Source organism: Variovorax sp. V15 (assembly GCF_041154425.1).
Classification (GTDB): Bacteria; Pseudomonadota; Gammaproteobacteria; order Burkholderiales; family Burkholderiaceae_C; genus Variovorax; species Variovorax guangxiensis.
On sequence record NZ_AP028659.1, the window covers coordinates 810922 to 830276 of the forward strand.

The 19355-nt window shown below is 67.7% G+C and carries 16 protein-coding genes and 1 pseudogene; 13 read left to right on the forward strand and 4 right to left on the reverse strand.

Going from position 1 to position 19355, the window contains the following annotated elements; all coding sequences use genetic code 11:
• Positions 1-55: 55 nt before the first annotated feature.
• The 4 genes and pseudogenes from ychF (at position 56) to ACAM57_RS03990 (ending at position 2463) form a co-directional block, all read left to right on the forward strand.
• Positions 56-1147 carry a redox-regulated ATPase YchF gene (gene ychF / locus ACAM57_RS03975; RefSeq protein ID WP_126023635.1) on the forward strand — a complete coding sequence of 364 codons (1092 nt, stop codon included), beginning with the start codon at positions 56-58 and terminating at the stop codon, positions 1145-1147.
• 26 nt (positions 1148-1173) lie between these two features.
• Positions 1174-1544: pseudogene (locus tag ACAM57_RS03980) on the forward strand (Zeta toxin family protein).
• Positions 1541-1726: a hypothetical protein gene (locus ACAM57_RS03985; protein ID WP_126023634.1), complete on the forward strand. Its 186-nt coding sequence runs from the start codon at positions 1541-1543 to the stop codon at positions 1724-1726. The pseudogene ACAM57_RS03980 and the gene ACAM57_RS03985 overlap by 4 nt, the downstream one beginning before the upstream one ends.
• A 62-nt stretch (positions 1727-1788) precedes the next feature.
• Positions 1789-2463 (forward strand): glutathione S-transferase, encoded by a 675-nt coding sequence (locus ACAM57_RS03990; RefSeq protein WP_369660781.1) that lies wholly within the window; start codon positions 1789-1791, stop codon positions 2461-2463.
• Positions 2464-2475: 12 nt separating this feature from the next.
• On the opposite strand, the gene ACAM57_RS03995 is transcribed toward ACAM57_RS03990, so the two are convergent.
• Positions 2476-2946 carry a YqaA family protein gene (locus tag ACAM57_RS03995; RefSeq protein ID WP_126023632.1) on the reverse strand — a complete coding sequence of 157 codons (471 nt, stop codon included), beginning with the start codon at positions 2944-2946 and terminating at the stop codon, positions 2476-2478.
• 174 nt (positions 2947-3120) lie between these two features.
• Between ACAM57_RS03995 and dusB the strand changes: the two genes are divergently transcribed.
• From dusB to purH, 3 genes are read left to right on the forward strand one after another with little or no spacing between them, the layout of a single operon-like run.
• The gene (gene dusB / locus ACAM57_RS04000; RefSeq protein WP_369660782.1) at positions 3121-4185 is read left to right on the forward strand and encodes a tRNA dihydrouridine synthase DusB; all 1065 of its coding nucleotides are present in this window, start codon (positions 3121-3123) and stop codon (positions 4183-4185) included.
• A gap of 19 nt (positions 4186-4204) precedes the next feature.
• Positions 4205-4441 carry a Fis family transcriptional regulator gene (locus ACAM57_RS04005; protein WP_007838304.1) on the forward strand — a complete coding sequence of 79 codons (237 nt, stop codon included), beginning with the start codon at positions 4205-4207 and terminating at the stop codon, positions 4439-4441.
• 16 nt (positions 4442-4457) lie between these two features.
• Entirely contained in the window at positions 4458-6065 is a 1608-nt protein-coding gene (gene purH, locus ACAM57_RS04010; protein ID WP_369660783.1) for a bifunctional phosphoribosylaminoimidazolecarboxamide formyltransferase/IMP cyclohydrolase, read from the forward strand.
• 78 nt (positions 6066-6143) lie between these two features.
• Here purH and ACAM57_RS04015 read toward each other — a convergent pair whose 3' ends face one another.
• The 3 genes from ACAM57_RS04015 to ACAM57_RS04025 all read right to left on the reverse strand — a co-directional run bounded on the left by ACAM57_RS04015 (position 6144) and on the right by ACAM57_RS04025 (position 8986).
• Entirely contained in the window at positions 6144-6629 is a 486-nt protein-coding gene (locus tag ACAM57_RS04015) for a hypothetical protein (protein WP_184640819.1), read from the reverse strand.
• A 5-nt stretch (positions 6630-6634) separates the two neighbouring features.
• Positions 6635-7921 (reverse strand): glutamate-1-semialdehyde 2,1-aminomutase, encoded by a 1287-nt coding sequence (hemL, locus tag ACAM57_RS04020; protein ID WP_369660784.1) that lies wholly within the window; start codon positions 7919-7921, stop codon positions 6635-6637.
• Positions 7922-8023: 102 nt separating this feature from the next.
• Positions 8024-8986, reverse strand: coding sequence for a bifunctional hydroxymethylpyrimidine kinase/phosphomethylpyrimidine kinase (locus ACAM57_RS04025; protein WP_126023627.1), 963 nt, complete (start codon positions 8984-8986; stop codon positions 8024-8026).
• 111 nt (positions 8987-9097) lie between these two features.
• Here ACAM57_RS04025 and ACAM57_RS04030 point away from each other — a divergent pair, with 111 nt between their 5' ends.
• From ACAM57_RS04030 to ACAM57_RS04055, 6 genes are all read left to right on the forward strand, one after another.
• The gene (locus ACAM57_RS04030) at positions 9098-9268 is read left to right on the forward strand and encodes a rubredoxin (RefSeq protein ID WP_007838397.1); all 171 of its coding nucleotides are present in this window, start codon (positions 9098-9100) and stop codon (positions 9266-9268) included.
• Between the two features lie 84 nt (positions 9269-9352).
• Positions 9353-9751 (forward strand): PleD family two-component system response regulator, encoded by a 399-nt coding sequence (locus ACAM57_RS04035; protein ID WP_093205631.1) that lies wholly within the window; start codon positions 9353-9355, stop codon positions 9749-9751.
• The gene (locus ACAM57_RS04040) at positions 9751-10116 is read left to right on the forward strand and encodes a PleD family two-component system response regulator (RefSeq protein WP_093304503.1); all 366 of its coding nucleotides are present in this window, start codon (positions 9751-9753) and stop codon (positions 10114-10116) included. Before ACAM57_RS04035 ends, ACAM57_RS04040 begins: the two co-directional genes overlap by 1 nt.
• A 19-nt stretch (positions 10117-10135) precedes the next feature.
• Positions 10136-10669: a chemotaxis protein CheW gene (locus tag ACAM57_RS04045; protein WP_126023626.1), complete on the forward strand. Its 534-nt coding sequence runs from the start codon at positions 10136-10138 to the stop codon at positions 10667-10669.
• Positions 10670-10711: 42 nt separating this feature from the next.
• Positions 10712-13021: a methyl-accepting chemotaxis protein gene (locus ACAM57_RS04050; RefSeq protein ID WP_126023625.1), complete on the forward strand. Its 2310-nt coding sequence runs from the start codon at positions 10712-10714 to the stop codon at positions 13019-13021.
• A gap of 42 nt (positions 13022-13063) precedes the next feature.
• Complete coding sequence (locus ACAM57_RS04055; protein WP_369660785.1) at positions 13064-19309, forward strand: Hpt domain-containing protein; 6246 nt, start codon at positions 13064-13066, stop codon at positions 19307-19309.
• Positions 19310-19355 lie beyond the last annotated feature (46 nt).

Genomic DNA, 19355 nt, shown 5'->3' on the forward strand with positions numbered 1-19355 from the left:
GGCGGGCGCCAAACCATGCTCGCCTAAAATTCGCGGTTATCCAAGAGGACCTCCCATGAGTTTGCAATGCGGCATCGTCGGCCTGCCCAACGTCGGTAAATCCACTCTTTTCAATGCGCTGACCAAGGCCGGCATCGCGGCGGAGAACTATCCCTTCTGCACCATCGAACCCAACGTGGGCGTGGTGGAAGTGCCCGATCCGCGCCTCGACCAGCTCGCCGAGATCGTCAAGCCCGAGCGCGTGGTGCCCGCCATCGTCGAATTCGTCGACATCGCCGGCCTGGTGGCCGGCGCCAGCACCGGCGAAGGCCTGGGCAACAAGTTCCTGGCCCACATCCGCGAGACCGATGCCACCGTCAATGTGGTGCGCTGCTTCGATGACGACAACGTCGTCCACGTGGCCGGCAAGGTCGACCCGATCTCCGACATCGAAGTCATCCAGACCGAGCTGTGCCTGGCCGACCTCGCCACCGTCGAGAAGGCGCTGGCCCGCCACACCAAGGTGGCCCGCTCGGGCGACAAGGACGCGCAGAAGCTGGTCGGCCTGCTCGAGCGCTGCCAGGCCGCGCTGAACGAGAACACGCCGGTGCGCGCGCTCGAGTTCACCAAGGAAGAGCGCCCGCTGGTCAAGAGCTTCACGCTGATCACCGCCAAGCCCGCGATGTTCGTGGGCAACGTGTCGGAAGACGGCTTCGAGAACAACCCGTACCTCGACCGCCTGCGCGAGTACGCCGCCAAGCAGGGCGCGCCCGTGGTCGCCATCTGCGCCAAGATCGAAGCCGACCTGGCCGAGATGGACGACGAGGACAAGAAGATGTTCCTCGCCGAGATCGGCCAGGAAGAGCCGGGCCTGAACCGCCTGATCCGCGCGGCCTTCAAGCTGCTGGGCCTGCAGACTTACTTCACCGCCGGCGTGAAGGAAGTGCGCGCCTGGACCATCCACATCGGCGACACCGGTCCGCAGGCGGCAGGCGTGATCCACGGCGACTTCGAGAAGGGCTACATCCGCGCCCAGACCATCGCCTTCGAGGACTACATCGCCTACAAGGGCGAGCAGGGCGCGAAGGACGCGGGGAAGATGCGCTCGGAAGGCAAGGAATACGTCGTCAAGGATGGCGACGTGATGAACTTCCTGTTCAGTTCCTGATTCCCGCCGGGTGAAATGCCCCTCTGATGAGCCGTCCCAAGATCGTCATCATTGCGGGCCCCAACGGCGCGGGCAAGACCACCTTCGCCCGCGCCTTCCTTCCGCAGGAGGCGCAGCTTTCGCGTTTCATCAATGCGGATCTGATCGCAGCCGGACTGTCTCCCTTCGCTCCGGAAGCGGAAGCCATCAAGGCCGGTCGGCTGATGCTGCGATTGCGCGTGTGGCGGAGCGTGTTCGCCAGGGTGGTCATCACATTCCTGAAGACGTGATTCGCCGTCGCTTCGTGTCGGGGCGCAGGAATTTCGACGACAGCTACCGCGGAGCGGTCGATGCCTGGGCTCTGTACGACAACGCCGGTGAAGAGCCGGCACTCATCGAATGGGGAGAAGCACCATGACCAATGAGCAACTGGCACAAGCTAAGGACAAGGATCTTGCGGCTTCGCTGATTGCGATCCGGCGCGCCGCGCGGGCGGCGCGGGAAGCCGCAGTGCGCACCAACACCGCCATCGTGGTGCAGCGAGACCAGAAGCCGGTCCGTGTCACGGCCGACGAGTTGCGCAAAGCCGGCGTGAAGTGAATCGACGGCGCGGGGTTGTTGGATAGACTCCGCGCGCCCTGTCTTCTTCCAGGCCCCGCCCCATGCTCACCGTCCACCACCTCAACAACTCCCGCTCGCAGCGCGTGCTCTGGCTGCTCGAAGAGCTGGAGCTGCCCTACGAGATCGTGCATTACCAGCGCGATCCGCGGACCATGTTGGCGCCCGCTTCGCTGCGGGCCGTTCATCCGCTGGGGAAGTCACCGGTTGTCACGACGGATGACGGACTGACGCTCGCGGAGTCGGGCGCGATCATCGAGACGGTGATCGAGCGCTACGGCAACGGTCGCCTTGCGCCCGCCGCGGGTTCGCTGGAGGCGGTGCGCTATCGCTACTGGCTGCATTTCGCGGAGGGCACGGCGATGTCGCCGCTGCTGATGAAGCTGATCTTCGACCGCATCGAGACGAGCAGGATGCCTTTCTTCGCGCGGCCGGTGGCCAAGGCGATTGCGGCGAAGACGAAGTCGGCGTTCATCCATCCGAACATCGCCAACCATCTGAACTACATGGAAGCCGAGCTCGGCAAGAGCGAGTGGTTCGCCGGCGATGCGTTCACGGGCGCGGACATCCAGATGAGCTTCGTGGTCGAGGCCGCGCAGGCGCGTGGGGGGCTCGATGCGAAGCGGCCGAAGCTGATGGCGTACCTTGAGCGCATCCACTCGCGTCCTGCGTACAAGCGCGCGCTGGAGCGCGGCGGGCCCTACGAGCTGCTGAACTGAGCCGAGGCGGCTTCAGGATGGAAAGACGTACAGCAGCGCGACCGTCATCGTGACGTAGCGCAGGAATTTCCCGATCGCCATATATGCCACGCATGGCCAGAACGGCAGCTTGAGCCAGCCCGCCACCGCGCACAGCGGATCGCCCACCAGCGGCAGCCAGCTCAGCAGGCAGGCCTTCGGGCCGAGCTTCTCGAGCCAGCCCAGAACGCGCACATGATGTTTCGAGTGCGAGTATTTGTCGGCCACCTTGTGCGCGCCGTAGCCCATCCACCAGTCGACCGCGCCACCCAGCGTGTTGCCCACTGTCGCGACCGCGATGGCGGGCCAGAACATGTCGGGGTTGAGCTTGAGCAGGCCGAAGAGAAATGGCTCGGAGCCCACCGGCAGAAGCGTCGCCGAGACGAAGGCCGCAACGAACAGCGTGGAGAGGCCGACCTGCGGCAGCGCCAGCAGGGCAAGGAGGGAGTCGAGCCAGGCTTGCATAGGGTCGGCGCAGTATAGGCAGCGCCCGCGCCGCAACCGCGTGGGAGAAAGCCCCGGCGCGCACCGGTATTTGTACGGGGTACCGAGGCGCAAATCGTTTCAGTCGCTGAAATGCGGCGTGGCTACAATCGTGCCTCATTTTTCAGCAGCCGAACGCGCACGCTCCCCTTCCAAATGACCTTGCAGATCGGCAACCACACGCTGGAAAACCGCCTGTTCGTCGCGCCCATGGCCGGCGTGACGGACCGGCCCTTCCGCATGCTGTGCCGCGAGCTCGGCGCGGGCTACGCGGTCAGCGAGATGGTCACCTCGCGCAAGGAACTCTGGGGTTCGCTCAAGACCTCTCGGCGCGCCAACCACGACGGCGAGCCGGGCCCCATCGCGGTGCAGATCGCCGGCACCGACGCGGCCATGATGGCGGAGGCCACGGTCTACAACATCGAGCGCGGCGCGCAGATCATCGACATCAACATGGGCTGCCCGGCCAAGAAGGTCTGCAACAAGTGGGCGGGCTCTGCGCTGATGCGCGACGAGCCGCTGGCGCTGGAGATCGTGCAGGCCGTGGTCGACGCCGCGCAGCCCTTCGGCGTGCCTGTCACGCTCAAGATGCGCACCGGCTGGAGCCTGGAGCACCGCAACGCGGTGAAGCTGGCGCGAGACTTCGAATCCGCCGGCGTGCAGATGCTCACCGTGCACGGGCGCACGCGCGAGCAGGGCTACAAGGGCTTCGCCGAGTACGACACCATCGCCGCCGTGAAGGCCGCGGTGCGCGTGCCGGTGGTGGCCAACGGCGACATCAATTCACCCGAGAAGGCACGCGACGTGCTCGCGGTCACCGGCGCCGACGCGGTGATGGTCGGCCGGGCCGCGCAGGGCCGGCCGTGGATCTTCCGCGAGATCGCGCACTTCCTCGAAACCGGCACGCACCGCGCGCCGCCGCTGGTGGTGGAAGTGCGCCGCTTGCTGCTCGACCATCTGGTGGAGCACTATGCGCTCTACGGCGACTACAGCGGTGTGCGCACGGCGCGCAAGCACATCGGCTGGTACGTGCGCACGCTGCCCGACGGCGAGGCGTTTCGCGCGCGCATGAACACCATCGAGGACTGTGCCGAGCAGCTGCGCGCGGTCGGCGACTATTTCGACGGGCTGGCGGACCACATGGACCGCATGCCCGTGCAACGCCCGGCGGACGCAGACGCGCCGGGCGAAGAAGAGGAGGCGGCCTGCGCCGTCCATTGAGAGAGGAAAAGAAGAAGCAATGAGCAAGAAACACATCGAGGACTGCGTGCGCACCAGTCTGGACAGCTACTTTCGCGATCTGCGCGGCACCGAACCCGACGGCATGTACGAGATGCTCGTGCGCGTGGTCGAAAAACCCCTGCTCGATGTCGTGATGACGCGCGCCGAGGGCAATCAGTCGAAGGCCGCGCAATGGCTGGGCCTGAACCGAAACACGCTTCGCAAGAAGCTGGTCGAACACAAACTCTTGAAATAACCCCACGGCATATCCAATGGCCCAGACAGCACTCATCTCCGTTTCCGACAAGACCGGCATTCTCGAATTCGCACAGGCGCTGCATGCACTGGGCATCAAGCTGCTGTCCACCGGCGGCACCGCCAAGCTGCTCGCCGACGCGGGCCTGCCCGTCACCGAGGTGGCCGACCACACCGGCTTTCCCGAAATGCTCGACGGCCGCGTGAAGACGCTGCACCCGAAGATCCATGGCGGCCTGCTGGCGCGCCGCGACCTGCCCGCGCACGTGGCCGCCATCCAGCAGCACGGCATCGACACCATCGACCTGCTGGTGGTCAACCTGTACCCGTTCGAGGCCACGGTGGCCAAGCCCGGCTGCACGCTGGAGGACGCGATCGAGAACATCGACATCGGCGGTCCGGCCATGGTGCGCAGCGCGGCCAAGAACTGGAAGGACGTGGGCGTGCTGACCGACTCCTCGCAGTACGCCGTGGCGCTGGCCGAGCTGAAGGCGAACGGCAAGCTCAGCGACAAGACCAAGTTCGCGTTCTCGGTGGCCGCGTTCAACCGCATCGCCGACTACGACGGCGCGATCAGCGATTACCTCTCGGCCATCGACTTCGACGCCAGCATCGGCCAGCCCGCGCCGAAGCGCTCGCTCTTCCCGGCGCAGAGCAACGGCCGCTTCGTGAAGGTGCAGGACCTGCGCTACGGCGAGAACCCGCACCAGCAGGCCGCGTTCTATCGCGACCTGCATCCGGCGCCCGGCTCGCTGGTGTCGGCGAAGCAGCTGCAGGGCAAGGAGCTGAGCTACAACAACATCGCCGATGCCGACGCGGCATGGGAATGCGTGAAGAGCTTCGACGTGCCCGCCTGCGTGATCGTGAAGCACGCCAACCCCTGCGGCGTCGCCATCGGCAAGGACGCAGCCGAGGCCTATTCCAAGGCCTTCAAGACCGACCCGACCTCGGCCTTCGGCGGCATCATCGCCTTCAACCGCCCGGTGGATGGTGCGACCGCGCAGGAGATCGCCAAGCAGTTCGTCGAAGTGCTGATGGCGCCGGGCTACACGCCCGATGCGCTCGAGGTGTTCCAGGCCACCAAGGCCAAGCTCAACGTGCGTGTGCTGGAAATCGCACTGCCCAAGGGCGGCACGACCGACTGGGACAACGGCCGCAACGCCATGGACGTCAAGCGCGTCGGCTCGGGCCTGCTGATCCAGACGGCCGACAACCACGAGCTCGCCGCCAGCGACCTCAAGGTGGTCAGCAAGAAGCAGCCCACGCCGCAGCAGCTGCAGGACCTGCTGTTCGCATGGAAGGTCGCCAAGTACGTGAAGAGCAACGCGATCGTGTTCTGCGCCAACGGCATGACCATGGGCGTGGGCGCGGGCCAGATGAGCCGCCTCGATTCGGCGCGCATCGCCAGCATCAAGGCCGAGCATGCCGGCCTTTCGCTGAAGGACACCGCAGTGGCCAGCGATGCCTTCTTCCCGTTCCGCGACGGCCTCGACGTGGTGGTCGACGCGGGCGCGAGCTGCGTGATCCAGCCGGGCGGCTCGATGCGCGACCAGGAAGTCATCGACGCCGCCGACGAGCGCGGCGTGGTGATGGTGCTGTCGGGCGTGCGCCACTTCCGTCACTGACGGGGAAGGCGCGGCCTCCACGAGAAAAGCCGGCAGCGATGCCGGCTTTTTCAATGGCGGCGACGGTTGCGGTTGCCGCTACTCGTGGTTGCCGAAGCGGTACTTAAGCTGGAAAGTTACCGCGCCGTACAACCGGTTCTTGATCGTCGGCACGTATGCGATGTTCAGGCCCCAGTTCTTGCCTTCGATGGCCGCCACCGGAAGGATGGCCGGGAACCAGTTGCCGTTGCGGTAGTTCGGGTAGCCGTCGAAGCCGCCCACCACCGCACCGAACTTCACGCCGTAGAACTCGAAGGGCAGCGCATACAGCCCGACGTAGTTCGACTGCCTGCGGTCGCTGTTGCGGAAGGTGCCCGCCGTGACGCGGAAGGTGTCGTTCAGCGGGTACTCGAAGCCCAGCCCCTGGTTGACGTTCTCCAGGCCCTTGCCACTGTCGAAGTGGGCCGAATAGAAGCCGGGGTTGATCCAGATGTTCTTCGGATCGAAGGACGACTCCTGCGCCGCTGCGAAGCCGGGAATGAGAAGAGCGATGCTCAAGGCCGGCAGCGTGCGCAGGAAGTTCATGATGGCTAGGGTGTCCTGAAGATTTGTCGTGCGGCTTCGATGGTGGCGGCGATGTCGTCGTCGCTGTGTGCTGCGCTCACGAAACCTGCTTCGTAAAGCGCGGGCGCAATATACACGCCGCGATCCAGCAGGCCGTGAAACAGCGCATTGAACTTCGCGTTGTCGGTTGTCATCACGGTGGCATAGTTCTGCGGCAGGTCCTTCATCAGGAAGAAGCCGAACATGCCGCCTTCGCTGTCGGCGCTGAAGGGCTGGCCTTCGGCTGCCGCGGCGGCCTTGAGCCCGTCGACCAGCGAGCGCGTCTTCTTGCCGAGCGCTTCGTAGAAACCGGGCTTCGCGATCTCCTTCAGCGTGGCCAGACCGCAGGCCGTGGCCACCGGGTTGCCCGACAGCGTGCCGGCCTGGTAGACCGGCCCCAGCGGCGCGAGCTGTTCCATGATCGCGCGCGGGCCGCCGAAGGCCGCGAGCGGCATGCCGCCGCCGATGACCTTGCCGAGCACCGTGAGATCGGGCTTGATGCCCAGCACGCCCTGCGCGCCGTGCAGGCCCACGCGAAAGCCCGTCATCACCTCGTCGAAGACCAGGAGGGCGCCGTGCTGGGTGCAGAGCTCGCGGCAGCGCTTCGCGAACTCGGGCGTGGCACGCACGAAGTTCATGTTGCCGGCGATGGCCTCGATCATCAGGCAGGCGATGTCCTTGCCGTGCAGCGCGAAGGCTTCTTCCAGCTGCTGCAGGTTGTTGTATTCGAGCACGATGGTGTGCTGCACCACCTCGGGCGGCACGCCGGCGGAGGTGGGGTTGCCGAAGGTGGCGAGGCCGGAGCCGGCCTTCACCAGCAGCGCATCGGCATGGCCGTGGTAGCAGCCTTCGAACTTGACGATGCTCTTGCGGCCGGTGGCGCCGCGCGCCAGGCGCAGGGCGCTCATGGCGGCCTCGGTGCCGGAGCTGACCAGCCGCACCATCTCCATCGACGGCACCAGCGCGAGGATGGCCTCGGCGAGTTCGACTTCGCGCTCGGTCGGCGCGCCGTACGAGAAGCCTTCGAGCACGGCCTTCTGCACGGCCTCGACCACGGCGGGGTGGCCATGGCCCAGGATCATCGGGCCCCAGGAGCCGATGTAGTCGATGTAGCACTTGTCGTTGGCGTCCCAGAAATAGGCGCCCTGCGCGCGCTGGACGAAGCGGGGCGTGCCGCCCACGGCCTTGAAGGCGCGCACGGGCGAGTTCACGCCGCCGGGAATCACGGCGCGGGCGCGCTCGAAAAGAATGTCGTTGCGATCAGTACTTGGCATCGGGACTCAGCAGAGGTTTTCAGTGGGGCCGCCGCGCACGGCCGCCCCGGTAGGGGGCGAAGCGACACGGAGTGCGCGCAGCCTGGGGGGCGAGCAACATTTTCAGTGCCGGGTGTCGTGCGGGGGCAGGGCGAAGTCCGGCGGGGCGTCGGGATCGTCGTCGCCTTCCTCCGGCTCGGGCTCGGCCCAGAAGAGGCGGTCGGGCAGCACGTGGCCCATGCCCGGCCGGAAGCCCGCGTCGAGGCAGCGGTCCATGTAGGCCAGCGCTTCCGTGGTCGCGGCCACGAGGTCGGTGCCGCTGGCGAGCAGGGCGGCCAGCGCGGCCGACAGGGTGTCGCCCGCGCCCGCGAAGACGGCCTCTAGCCGCTCGTACTTCTCGCTGGCGAGCACCGACTGCGGCGAGGCCAGCACGTTGTCTATGAACTGGTCGGGCAGCATCAGGCCGGTGACCAGCGTGTAGGGCACGCCGAACTCGCCGGCGGCCTTGGCGATGTCGCGCGCGCCGGGCGGACGGTCGCCGTTCCAGTCCGGAAGCAGCCAGCGCCACAGGGTACTGTGGTTTCCAACCAACACTGTCGTCTGAGGCAGGACGAGCTCGCGAAAAGCGTCCAGATAGGGCTCGATCAGGTTCTCGTCCCACCAGGAAAGGTTGGGCATGTAGGCCACCACGGGCACCTCCGGATAGTCGGCGGCGGTTTCCGCGATGGTGCTCAGCGCCTCGGTGGTGCCGGCGAAGCCGACCTTGATCAGCTGTACCTCCACGTCCTCCAGGATGGCGCGCGCCTGCTCGGCGATGGCCTCCTCGTCGAAGGGGAAGTGATCGAAAATCTCGGCTGTGTCCCGGGCGTAGGCGCCCGTGACGACGGGCAGGATGTGTGCGCCTACCGACCCCATGGCCAGGGCATCGGCGCCCAGCCCGCCCGCGCCGCTGGGATCGCTGGCATTGAACACCAGCACGCAGGGGGGATTCAGGTCGTGCTCGGCCGGCTCGCCGGCATCCTGCGAGGGGTCGTTAAGATCGCCCGGTTTGCGGGCGTCGTCTGCTGGAAGTAAGTAGATGGTCATACGCCGTGCGGAATCCTCTGGATGGTGGCATAGGCGCTACGTTTACAGTCTGCCAGAGAGATACGCATAGATACACTCGTTGCATTTAATGAACAAGGACTTTAAGCTCCGATGAACACGAAAACTTGGATGTGCCTGATTTGTGGGTGGATCTATGACGAAGCGGTTGGTGTACCGGAAGATGGCATCGCGGCAGGCACGGCCTGGGCCGATGTTCCGATGAACTGGACCTGTCCTGAGTGCGGTGCGCGCAAGGAAGACTTCGAAATGGTTGAAATCTGAAAGCATGGCATAGATAGAGCTACGCGGTCTGCGTCGATGTTCGGCGCGGCGGGCTTCCAAGTCTCATGAGCAGGAGCGTTTGCAATGGGCCCGAATGGATCTGGTTACAAGGTGCTTGTCATTGACGACAGCAACACCATCCGGCGCAGTGCCGAGATTTTTCTGAAGCAGGGTGGGCACGAGGTTCTTCTCGCCGAAGACGGCTTCGACGCGCTCTCCAAGGTTAACGACCACAAGCCGCATCTGATTTTCTGCGACATCCTGATGCCGCGCCTGGACGGCTACCAGACCTGCGCCATCATCAAGCGCAACGCCCACTTTTCCAACGTCCCGGTCGTCATGCTGTCGTCGAAAGACGGTGTATTCGACAAGGCACGCGGCCGCATGGTCGGTTCCCAGGACTACCTGACCAAGCCTTTCACCAAAGACCAGTTGCTGCAGGCCGTGCAGCAGTTTGGCACCGTTCAACAGGAAGTGCAGTAATGCCCATTCGAAAAATCCTCGTCGTCGACGACTCCAAGACGGAACTGGTGTTCCTGTCCGACCTCCTCCAGAAGAACGGCTTCGCCGTCAAGACGGCTGAAAACGCCGACGACGCCATGCGCCGCCTCGAGGAAGAGCACCCCGACCTGATCCTCATGGACGTGGTCATGCCCGGCCAGAACGGCTTCCAGCTCACGCGCGCCATCGCCCGCGACCCGAAGTACGCCGCGATCCCGATCATCCTGTGCACCAGCAAGAACCAGGAGACCGACCGCGTCTGGGGCATGCGCCAGGGCGCGCGCGACTACATCGTGAAGCCGGTCAACGCCGCCGACCTGATGTCCAAGATCAGCGCCCTGAACTGAGCGAAAGCCTGCCGAGTCCATGGCGAATCGCGATGCTCTGAGAGCCTTCCAGTCCCGGCTGGCGAGCCGCCTGCAGGCCGCTCGCACGACGGGGGTGGCTGCCACCTGGCTGGCGGTCGAGGCCGGCGAGGGCAAATACCTCTTTCCGCTGGGACACGCCGGCGAGATCTTTCCCTGGACGCCGCCGCAGCCCGTGCCCTACACGCAGCCGTGGTTCCTCGGCGTTGCCAACCTGCGCGGCGGCCTCTACGGCGTCGTGCAGCTTGCGGCGTTCGCCACCGGCGTTCCTGTCGCGCTGGCCGCCACCGAGGCGGCGCGCATCCAGTCGCGGCTCGTTGCTTTCAACGAGCTGCTCGAAGTCAACTGCGCTTTGCTGGTCGATCGACTGGCGGGGTTGCGGGGGGCGGAGGCCTTCACGGCATCCGAGCCTCCTGGCGCAGAAGCACCTGCCTGGCACGGGCATCTGTTTACCGATGCAGCGGGGGAGCGCTGGCAGGAAGTCAACCTGCAGGCGCTTTCGCAGCAACCCCAGTTTTTGAGCATTGGTGCGTAGTGCCGCCGCACGCCGTACCGGAAACCACCTGAAGGACCGACCGTGAGCTCGATCGCCGACAAGTTCAAGAAATTACTGCCCGTGAACAACGGGAACGACAAGGCCCGCGTCGATGGCTCCGGTTCGATATCGCTCGACGATGTCGATACCGTCCAGGTTCCGGACGAGAAAACCGTGCGCCTCGCCAGGAAGGGCTCCGCGGCCCCCGACACCAGCTTCGGCGACGTCGACCTGCCCGGCGGCGGCGACGCAGCCAACGAGCCCGGCGCCGCGCCTGCCGAAGTCGCGCCCGACGCCACCGGCGGCCGCGCGGGCTCCAACCCCGCGAAGCAGCAGCGTATCCTGGCCATCATGCTGGCGGTCGTGGTGCTGCTGCTGCTGCTGGTCGCAGGCTCCGCAATTCTTCGCGCCGAACGCCTCGCGCAGCAGGTGGCGGCCACCGGCCAGTCGCTGATGCAGTCGCAGCGTCTCGCCAAGTCGATCTCGCAGGCCCTCGTGGGCAGCGCCTCGGCCTTCGTCGAAGTGAAGGACGCCGCGGACGACCTCACGCGCCGCGTGCAGGGCCTGACCAACGGCGACGACTCGCTGCGCCTGGAGCGCGTGGGCAACCAGTACGACGAGGAGATGAACAAGATCAATCCCCTCGTCACCCGTGCCGACGCCAGCGCCAAGGTCGTGCTGGCCCAGCGCCAGATCCTGACGCAGGTGGGTGCCGCTCTGCGCGACATCAACCAGCAGTCGTCCACGCTGCTCGAGATGACGGAAACCGTCGCCTCGCTGAAGATGCAGCAGAACGCCACGCTGCCCGAGATCTCGGCCGCCGGCCAGCTCGTGATGCTGACGCAGCGCATCGGCAAGTCGACCAACGAGTTCTTCACGGTCGAGGGTGTGAACCCGGACGCCGTGTTCCTGCTGGGCAAGGACCTGAACACCTTCCAGGAAACCACTCGCGGCCTGCTCGACGGCAATGCGCAGCAGCGCTTCCCCGGCTCGAAGGACCCGCAGACGCGCCAGCAGCTCGAAGCCATCCTGAAGACCTACGAACAGATGCGCACGCAGGCATCGGCCATTCTGGGCAACCTGCAGGGCCTGGTGGCCGCGCGCGAAGCGCAGGCATCGATCCTGACCGACAGCGAGCCGCTGCGTAAGTCGCTGGGCGACCTGCAGGAAAAGCTCTCCGCCCGCACCGGCCTGGGCGCCGGCACCATCGTGCTGCTGTTCGTGCTGTCGCTGGCCGCCCTGGCACTCGCGGGCGCCATCGGTTTCGTGCAGGTGCGCGAAGGCCGCGAACGCGCCGCCGTCGCCGAACGCGAGCGTCTGGCCGCCGAACAGGCTTCCGACGAAGCCAGCCGCGTGAACAACGCCAACCAGGCCGCCATTCTTCGGCTGATGAACGAACTGCAGACAGTGGCCGAAGGCGACCTGACGCAGGAAGCGACCGTGACCGAGGACATCACCGGCGCCATCGCCGACTCGGTGAACTACACGGTGGAAGAACTGCGACTGCTGGTGGGCAACGTGCAGAACACGGCAACCCGCGTGGCGCAGACCACGTCGCAGGTGGAAAACACCTCGACCGAACTGCTGGCGGCATCGACCGAACAGCTGCGCGAGATTCGCGAAACCGGCCAGTCGGTGCTGACCATGGCCGAGCGAATCAACGGCGTGTCCACCCAGGCGCAGGAGTCCGCCACCGTGGCGCGCCAGTCGCTGCAGGCTGCGTCGTCGGGTCTGCAGGCCGTGCAGAACGCCATCGGCGGTATGAACTCCATCCGCGACCAGATCCAGGAAACCTCCAAGCGGATCAAGCGCCTGGGCGAATCCTCGCAGGAGATCGGTGAAATCACGGAGCTGATCTCGGACATTACCGAACAGACGAACGTGCTGGCCCTGAACGCCGCCATTCAGGCAGCGTCCGCCGGTGAAGCCGGCCGGGGCTTCTCGGTGGTGGCGGAAGAAGTTCAGCGGCTGGCCGAACGCTCCGCGGACGCCACGCGCCAGATCTCGGCGCTGGTGAAGGCGATTCAGACCGACACGCAGGACGCGGTGGGCGCCATGGAGCGTTCCACGCAGGGTGTGGTCGAAGGGGCCAAGCTGTCCGACAACGCGGGTACCGCGCTGTCCGAGATCGACCGCGTGTCGCGCCGACTCGCCGACCTGATTGAACAGATTTCGCAATCCGCCTCCCGCGAAGCCGATTCGGCCAACGTGGTGGCCGCGAACATCCAGCACATTTTTGCCGTGACGGAACAGACCGGCGAGGGCACGCGCACCACGGCACAGCAGGTGCGCGAGCTGTCGCAGATGGCCGAGGAACTCCGTCGTTCCGTGGCTCGTTTCAAGATTGCCTGACCCACAACACGAAGACAGATAAAAGAACGGCGAGCACCCAACGTGTCGATTCAAACCCCTGCCACGGCCCCTCACGCCGGCAACACGCCGGTCACCGAAGACCTCGGGCCGCTGGCCTGGGTGCTGGGAGAAATCCAGAAATCCCTTGACGGTGTAGGCAAGTCGTTGCGGCGCTTCGTTCGCGAAGTGGATGCCGCCGCGTCCGAGCCCGAGGCCGGTCCGCTGCAGATGGCCCGCCAGCAGTTGCACCAGGCCGTCGGCGCGCTCCAGATGGTGGGGCATTCCTCGCCCGCACTGGTGCTCGGCGCCATCGAGTTCGCGGTGCAGGGCTTCATCGCCGAGCCGCAGCGCTGCACCGAAGCCGCGGTGCTCAAGATCGAGCGTGCGGGCTTCGCCGTCACCGACTTCCTCGGCGCGCTGCTGGCCGGCAAGCCGGTGTCGTCGGTCGCGCTGTTTCCGCAGTACCGCGACGTCCTCGAACTGGTCGGCAACGAGCGCGTGCACCCGGCCGACCTGTGGAGCACCGCCTGGCGCTGGGTCGAGATCAAGCCCGCGGTCACGCAGGCTGCCGTCGCCTACGACCCGGCCGTGCGCTCGCGCCTCGACCGCGAGGTGCTGCAGCTCGTCAAGAGCGGCGACACGCAGGCCGCGCGCCGGCTGCATGCGCTGTGCCTGGGCCTCGGCCGCGGCGCGCTGCTGCCTCGCGTCTCCAGCTTCTGGACCCTGGCCGCGGGCTTTTTCGAGGCCCTGGCAGCGGGGCTGATCCAGCCCGACGCCTACGTCAAGCGCGCCGCTTCCCGTGTGCTGCTGCAATACGCCACGCTCGCGCGCGGCGACAGCCTCGTGTCCGACCGGCTGGGCCAGGACCTGCTCTTCTTCTGCGCGCAGGCCGTGCCCGCCGCGGGCGACGATGCCGCCACGCTGCGCACCGTGCGCACCGCCTGGGGCATCTCGGGCGAACAGCGCGTCGACTACAACGTCGAGCAGTTCGGCCGCTTCGATCCGCTCGTGCTGCAGCAAGCGCGCAAGCGTATCGAGACCGCCAAGGAAATGTGGTCGGCGCTCTCGGGCGGCGACATCACCCGCACCCGCCAGGTGGCGGACACCTTCGCGCAGCTGGGCGAATCGCTGCAGAAGCTGCATCCGCCGAGCCTGCCGATGGTGCAGGCCCTGACCCACGCGGTCGAGGCCTCCGTGCGTTCCGGCCAGGCGCCGGGTACCGAGCTCGCGATGGAAGTCGCCACCTCGGTGCTCTATCTCGAAGCCGCGCTCGAAGACCTCGACCCGAGCGATCCCCAGCTCACCGCCCGCACGCTGCAGCTCGCGGGCCGCATCGAGCGCGTGCGCGCCGGCGGCCACTCCGAGCCGCTCGAGCCGTGGATGGAGGACCTCTACCGCCGCGTGAGCGACCGCCAGACCATGGGCACCGTGGTCGACGAGCTGCGCAGCCACCTGAGCGAACTCGAGAAGTCGCTCGACCAGTATTTCCGCCGCCCGGCCGAGAAGGGCCTGCTGCGCACCGTGCCGACGCAGCTCATGCAGATGCGCGGCGTGTTCTCCGTGCTCGGCCTCGACCAGGCCGCGCTCACCGTCCAGCGCATGCGCGAGGACGTCGAGGCGATGCTCGTCAGCACCTCGCCGGCCGAGGAAATGGCCGGCTTCGACGCGCTGGGCAACAACCTCGGCGCGCTGGGCTTCCTGATCGACATGCTGGGCTACCAGCCCGCGCTGGCCAAGCGCCTGTTCGTGTTCGACGCCGACGCGGGCGAACTCAAGCCGCTGATGGGCCGCCAGGCTGCCGAGGCCGAGAGCGGCGAGGGCGCCGCCGCGGGCCAGGCGCCCGCCGCCGAGGCCGTGCTCAGCATCGAGGAAGTCGACGCGCAGATCGCCTCCAAGCTCGCGGCGCTCGCCGCGCCCAAGGCCAAGCCTTCGCCGATCGAGGAATTCAGCAAGAAGGCCGACAGCTGGACCCACAAGATCACCGGCCCGGCCGAGCTGCCCGACACCGAAGTCACCGAGCTCGAAGAAGACGACCTGCAGAACATCTTCCTCGAAGAGGCGCGCGAGGTCGTGCAGAACGGCCTGGCCGCCATCGAGGAACTCGGCAGCTACCCGGACGACACCGAGGAGCTCACGATCCTGCGGCGTGCCTTCCACACGCTCAAGGGAAGCTCGCGCATGGTCGGCCTCACCGAGTTCGGCGATGCCGCATGGTCGCTCGAACAGGTGCTCAACACCTGGCTGGCCGACCAGCGCCCCGCCACGCCGGCGCTGCTGGAAGGCACCGAACGCACGATGAAGGACTTCGGCCAATGGGTCGAAGCCATCGCCGCGGGCTCCGCGCAGGGCTGGAAGTCCGCGCCGTTCAGCCGCGTGGCCAATGCATTGCTGGCCGGCGAGCCCGTGCCCCCGCCGGTGCGCGTGGCCGACGCGGAGGCCCTGGCGGTCGCCGCGCGCCACATCGCCGCCGAGGCGCCGATGTCCGCGCCCGCGCCGCTCGAAGTTCCCGCGCCAGTGGCGCCCGCACCGGTCGCGGCGGAACTGCCGCCCCTGCGCCTGCCCGACCTGCCGGACCTGTCGTTCACCACGCAGGCTCCGGCGCCCGTGCAGGCACCTGCACCGGCCGCGGCCCCCGAGATCCCGCCGCTCCAGACCCTGGACTGGCAGGTGCCGGAGCCCGCGAAGGCCGGCACGCCCGAGGCCGACGACGATTTCACGTCGACCGACTTCATCGACTTCGATGCCAAGCCGCAGGCCGAAGAACCCGCGCCGCTGGTCCTGCCCAGCGGCGAGATGTTCGACTTCCTCGCGCCGCCCGCCAGGACGCCCGCGACCGTCGAACTCAAGCAGGAACCCGCCGAACTGGCGACTCCGCCGGCTCCCGCGGCCGAACCCATCGCCGCCACCGTGCCCACCACCGCCGGCCTGCCAGATCTGCAATGGGAGCCCGAGCCGCTGCCCGTGCAGGCTGCGGAACCCGTCGTCGAGCCGGAGCCCGTTTCCGTTTCCGTTCCCGAAGTGGTCGAGGCGGTGGAAGCTCCGCTGCCGGTGGAAGAGCCGGTCGCCGTGCCCGAGCCGCAACTGGCGGTCGAGCCCGAAGCCGAACCCCAGCCTGCCCCGGTGGCTGCGGCCGAGGAAGCCCTCGTGCCCATCTTCGAGGCACCGGCCGCTCCCGCCGAGGCGCAGATCCTCGTCGCCGATGCGGTCGAGGCCCCGGCGCCGGAACCCGTGACGAGCGTCGAGGCGGCTCAGCCCGTCGAAGCCATCGAAGCCGCCGCTCCTGCAGTGCCGCAGGAAAGCGCCGACGACCAGGTCAAGGTCATCGGCCCGCTGCGCATCGGCATCCAGCTCTACAACGTCTACCTCAACGAGGCCGACGAATGGTCCCGCCAGCTCGCCACCGATGTCGGTGAGTGGGCGCTCGAGTCGCATGAGCGCATGCCCGACTCGACCATCGCGCTGGCCCATTCGCTGGCCGGCAGCTCGGCCACCGTCGGCTTCCACAGCCTCTCGGGCATGGCCCGCCTGTTCGAGGCCGCGCTGCAGCACCTGCAGATGCAGGGCAGCGGCACGCGCGAGCAGGGCACGGTGCTGGTGGCCGCGGCCGACGAACTGCGCCGCCTGCTGCACCAGTTCGCCGTCGGCCTGCTGCGCGATCCGGCGGAAGGCACGCTGCAGGCGCTGCGCGACATCGCCAACTCGCCGATGCCCACCGAAGTGGCCATGCGCGCCGAAGCCCGTCCGCTGCCGCAGGTGGTGGTCAGCGAGCCGGTCGCCGACGTGGCGCTGGACGATTCCGAAGACGCCATCGACCTGGCCGACGCGGTCGACGTCGACCTGTTCCCCATCTTCGAGGAAGAGGCGGCCGAACTGCTGCCCCAGCTCGGCGAAGCGCTGCGCCAGTGGGCGCACCACCCCGACGACAGCGCGCCGCGTGCCTCGGTGCTGCGCACGCTGCACACGCTCAAGGGCAGCGCGCGGCTGGCCGGCGCCATGCGCCTGGGCGAGCGCGCGCACCGCATGGAGTCCGAGATCGAGGTCCTGGGTTCCCAGGGCGCCGAGCGGGCCGACATCGAGAAGCTGCTGATGCGCCTCGACACGCTGCAGGCCACCTTCGACGCGCTGCGCGCGGCCGACGACGCCACGCAGGTCGAGCTGGCCCAGATCGTGGCCGCGGCCACCTCGGCGGCGCCCGTCACCGTCGCATCCCAGGCGCCCGAAGCCGGCGTGCCGGCGAACGACGAGACCGCCGCCTCCGTGGCGAGCCTGGACGACCAGCCCGCCGCCGAAGCCGCTGCGGCTCCCGAAGCGGCAGCGGCCGACGCCCCCGCCACGCTGCAGCCGCGCCCCGCGCCGGCCGCCCTGGTGGCACCGCTGCGCGCCGCGACCGGCCAGGCGGTGCGCATCCGCACCCAGCTGCTCGACCGCCTGGTCGCGCAGACCGGCGAGGTCATCATCACGCGTTCGCGCCTGGAGGCCGAACTCGGCCAGCTGCGCGGCTCGCTGTCCGACCTCACCGGCAACCTCGACCGCCTGCGCCAGCAGCTGCGCGACATCGAAGTGCAGGCCGAAAGCCAGATGCAGTCGCGCCTCGCGCAGGCCAAGGACTCGCAGCAGAGCTTCGACCCGCTGGAGTTCGACCGATTCACCCGCGTGCAGGAGCTCACGCGCATGATGGCCGAGTCGGTGAACGACGTGGCCACCGTGCAGCGCACCCTGCAGAAGACGGTGCAGGCGACGGAAGACGACCTCAGCGTGCAGGCGCGCCAGACGCGCGAACTGCAGCGCGGCCTGCTGCGCACGCGAATGGTGGAGTTCGAAGGCATCTCCGACCGCCTCTACCGCGTGGTGCGCCAGGCCTCGAAGGACACCGGCAAGCAGGTGCGCCTGGACATCGTCGGCGGTTCCATCGAAATGGACCGCGGCGTGCTCGACCGGATGACGCCCGCCTTCGAGCACCTGCTGCGCAACTGCGTGGCCCACGGCATCGAGGATTCGGCCGTGCGCGAGAAGGCCGGTAAGGACGCCAGCGGCCTGATCGTCATCGACCTGCACCACGAAGGCAACGACGTGTCGGTGAGCTTCCGCGACGACGGCGCCGGCCTCGACCACAAGCGCATCGCCGAGCGTGCCCGCACGCTGGGCCTGCTGGGCGCCGACCAGGAACTCACGGCCGAAGAGGCCACCGAGCTGATCTTCAAGCCCGGTTTCTCGACGGCGGGGCAGGTTTCCGAACTCGCCGGCCGCGGCATCGGCATGGACGTGGTGCGCGCGCAGATCGCGGCGCTCGGCGGCCGCATCGAGACGCACAGCACCCAGGGCCAGGGCACAACCTTCAAGCTGGTGCTGCCGCTGACCACCGCCGTGACGCACGTGGTGATGCTGCGCGCGGGCGAGGTGTCCATCGGCGTGCCGTCGAACCTGGTGGAACTGGTGCAGCGCGTGGGCTCGACCGACCTCGAGGCCGCCTACCTGAACAACAGCCATCCCTTCGGCAGCGAGCACGTGCCGTTCTACTGGACCGGCGCGCTGCTGCAGGCGTCCACCCGCAGCGAGCACGGCCTGGCCAAGAACAACACCATCGTGGTCGTGCGAAGCGCGGCGCAGCGCGTCGCCCTGCACGTGGACGAAGTGCTGGGCAACCAGGAAGTCGTGGTGAAGAACCTCGGCCCGCAGCTGGCGCGGCTGCCTGGCCTGGCCGGTATCTCGGTGCTGGCCTCGGGCGCGGTGGCGCTGATCTACAACCCGGTGGCACTGGCCGCGGTGCATGGCGAGCAGGCGCGCGAGCGCCAGGCCGCAGCCGCGATCGCGGCAACCTCGGCGGCGCAGGCCGCGACCGCTGCGGTCGAGCACGGCGCACCGCAGGAGCCGTCGCAGGCGCTGGCGCCGGTGGTGCCGCAGATCCCGCTGGTGCTGGTGGTGGACGACTCCATCACCGTGCGCCGCGTCACGCAGCGCCTGCTGCAGCGCGAAGGCTATCGCGTGTCCCTCGCGGCCGACGGCCTGCAGGCGCTCGAACGGCTTCAGCAGGAACGCCCGGCGGTGGTGCTGTCGGACATCGAAATGCCGCGCATGGACGGCTTCGACCTTGCCCGCAACATCCGCGCCGACGCGGCCCTGGCCGAGCTGCCGATCATCATGATCACCTCGCGCATCGCCGAGAAGCACCGCGACTACGCGCGCACGCTGGGCGTGAACCACTACCTCGGCAAGCCGTACTCGGAAGAGGAGCTGCTGCGCCTGGTGCGGGCGTACACGAGCGAACCGGCGCTGGCGGCTGCCGCCTGACGCGCCGCGCTCCATCAAAGAAAAGGGCCTTCTCGAAGGCCCTTTT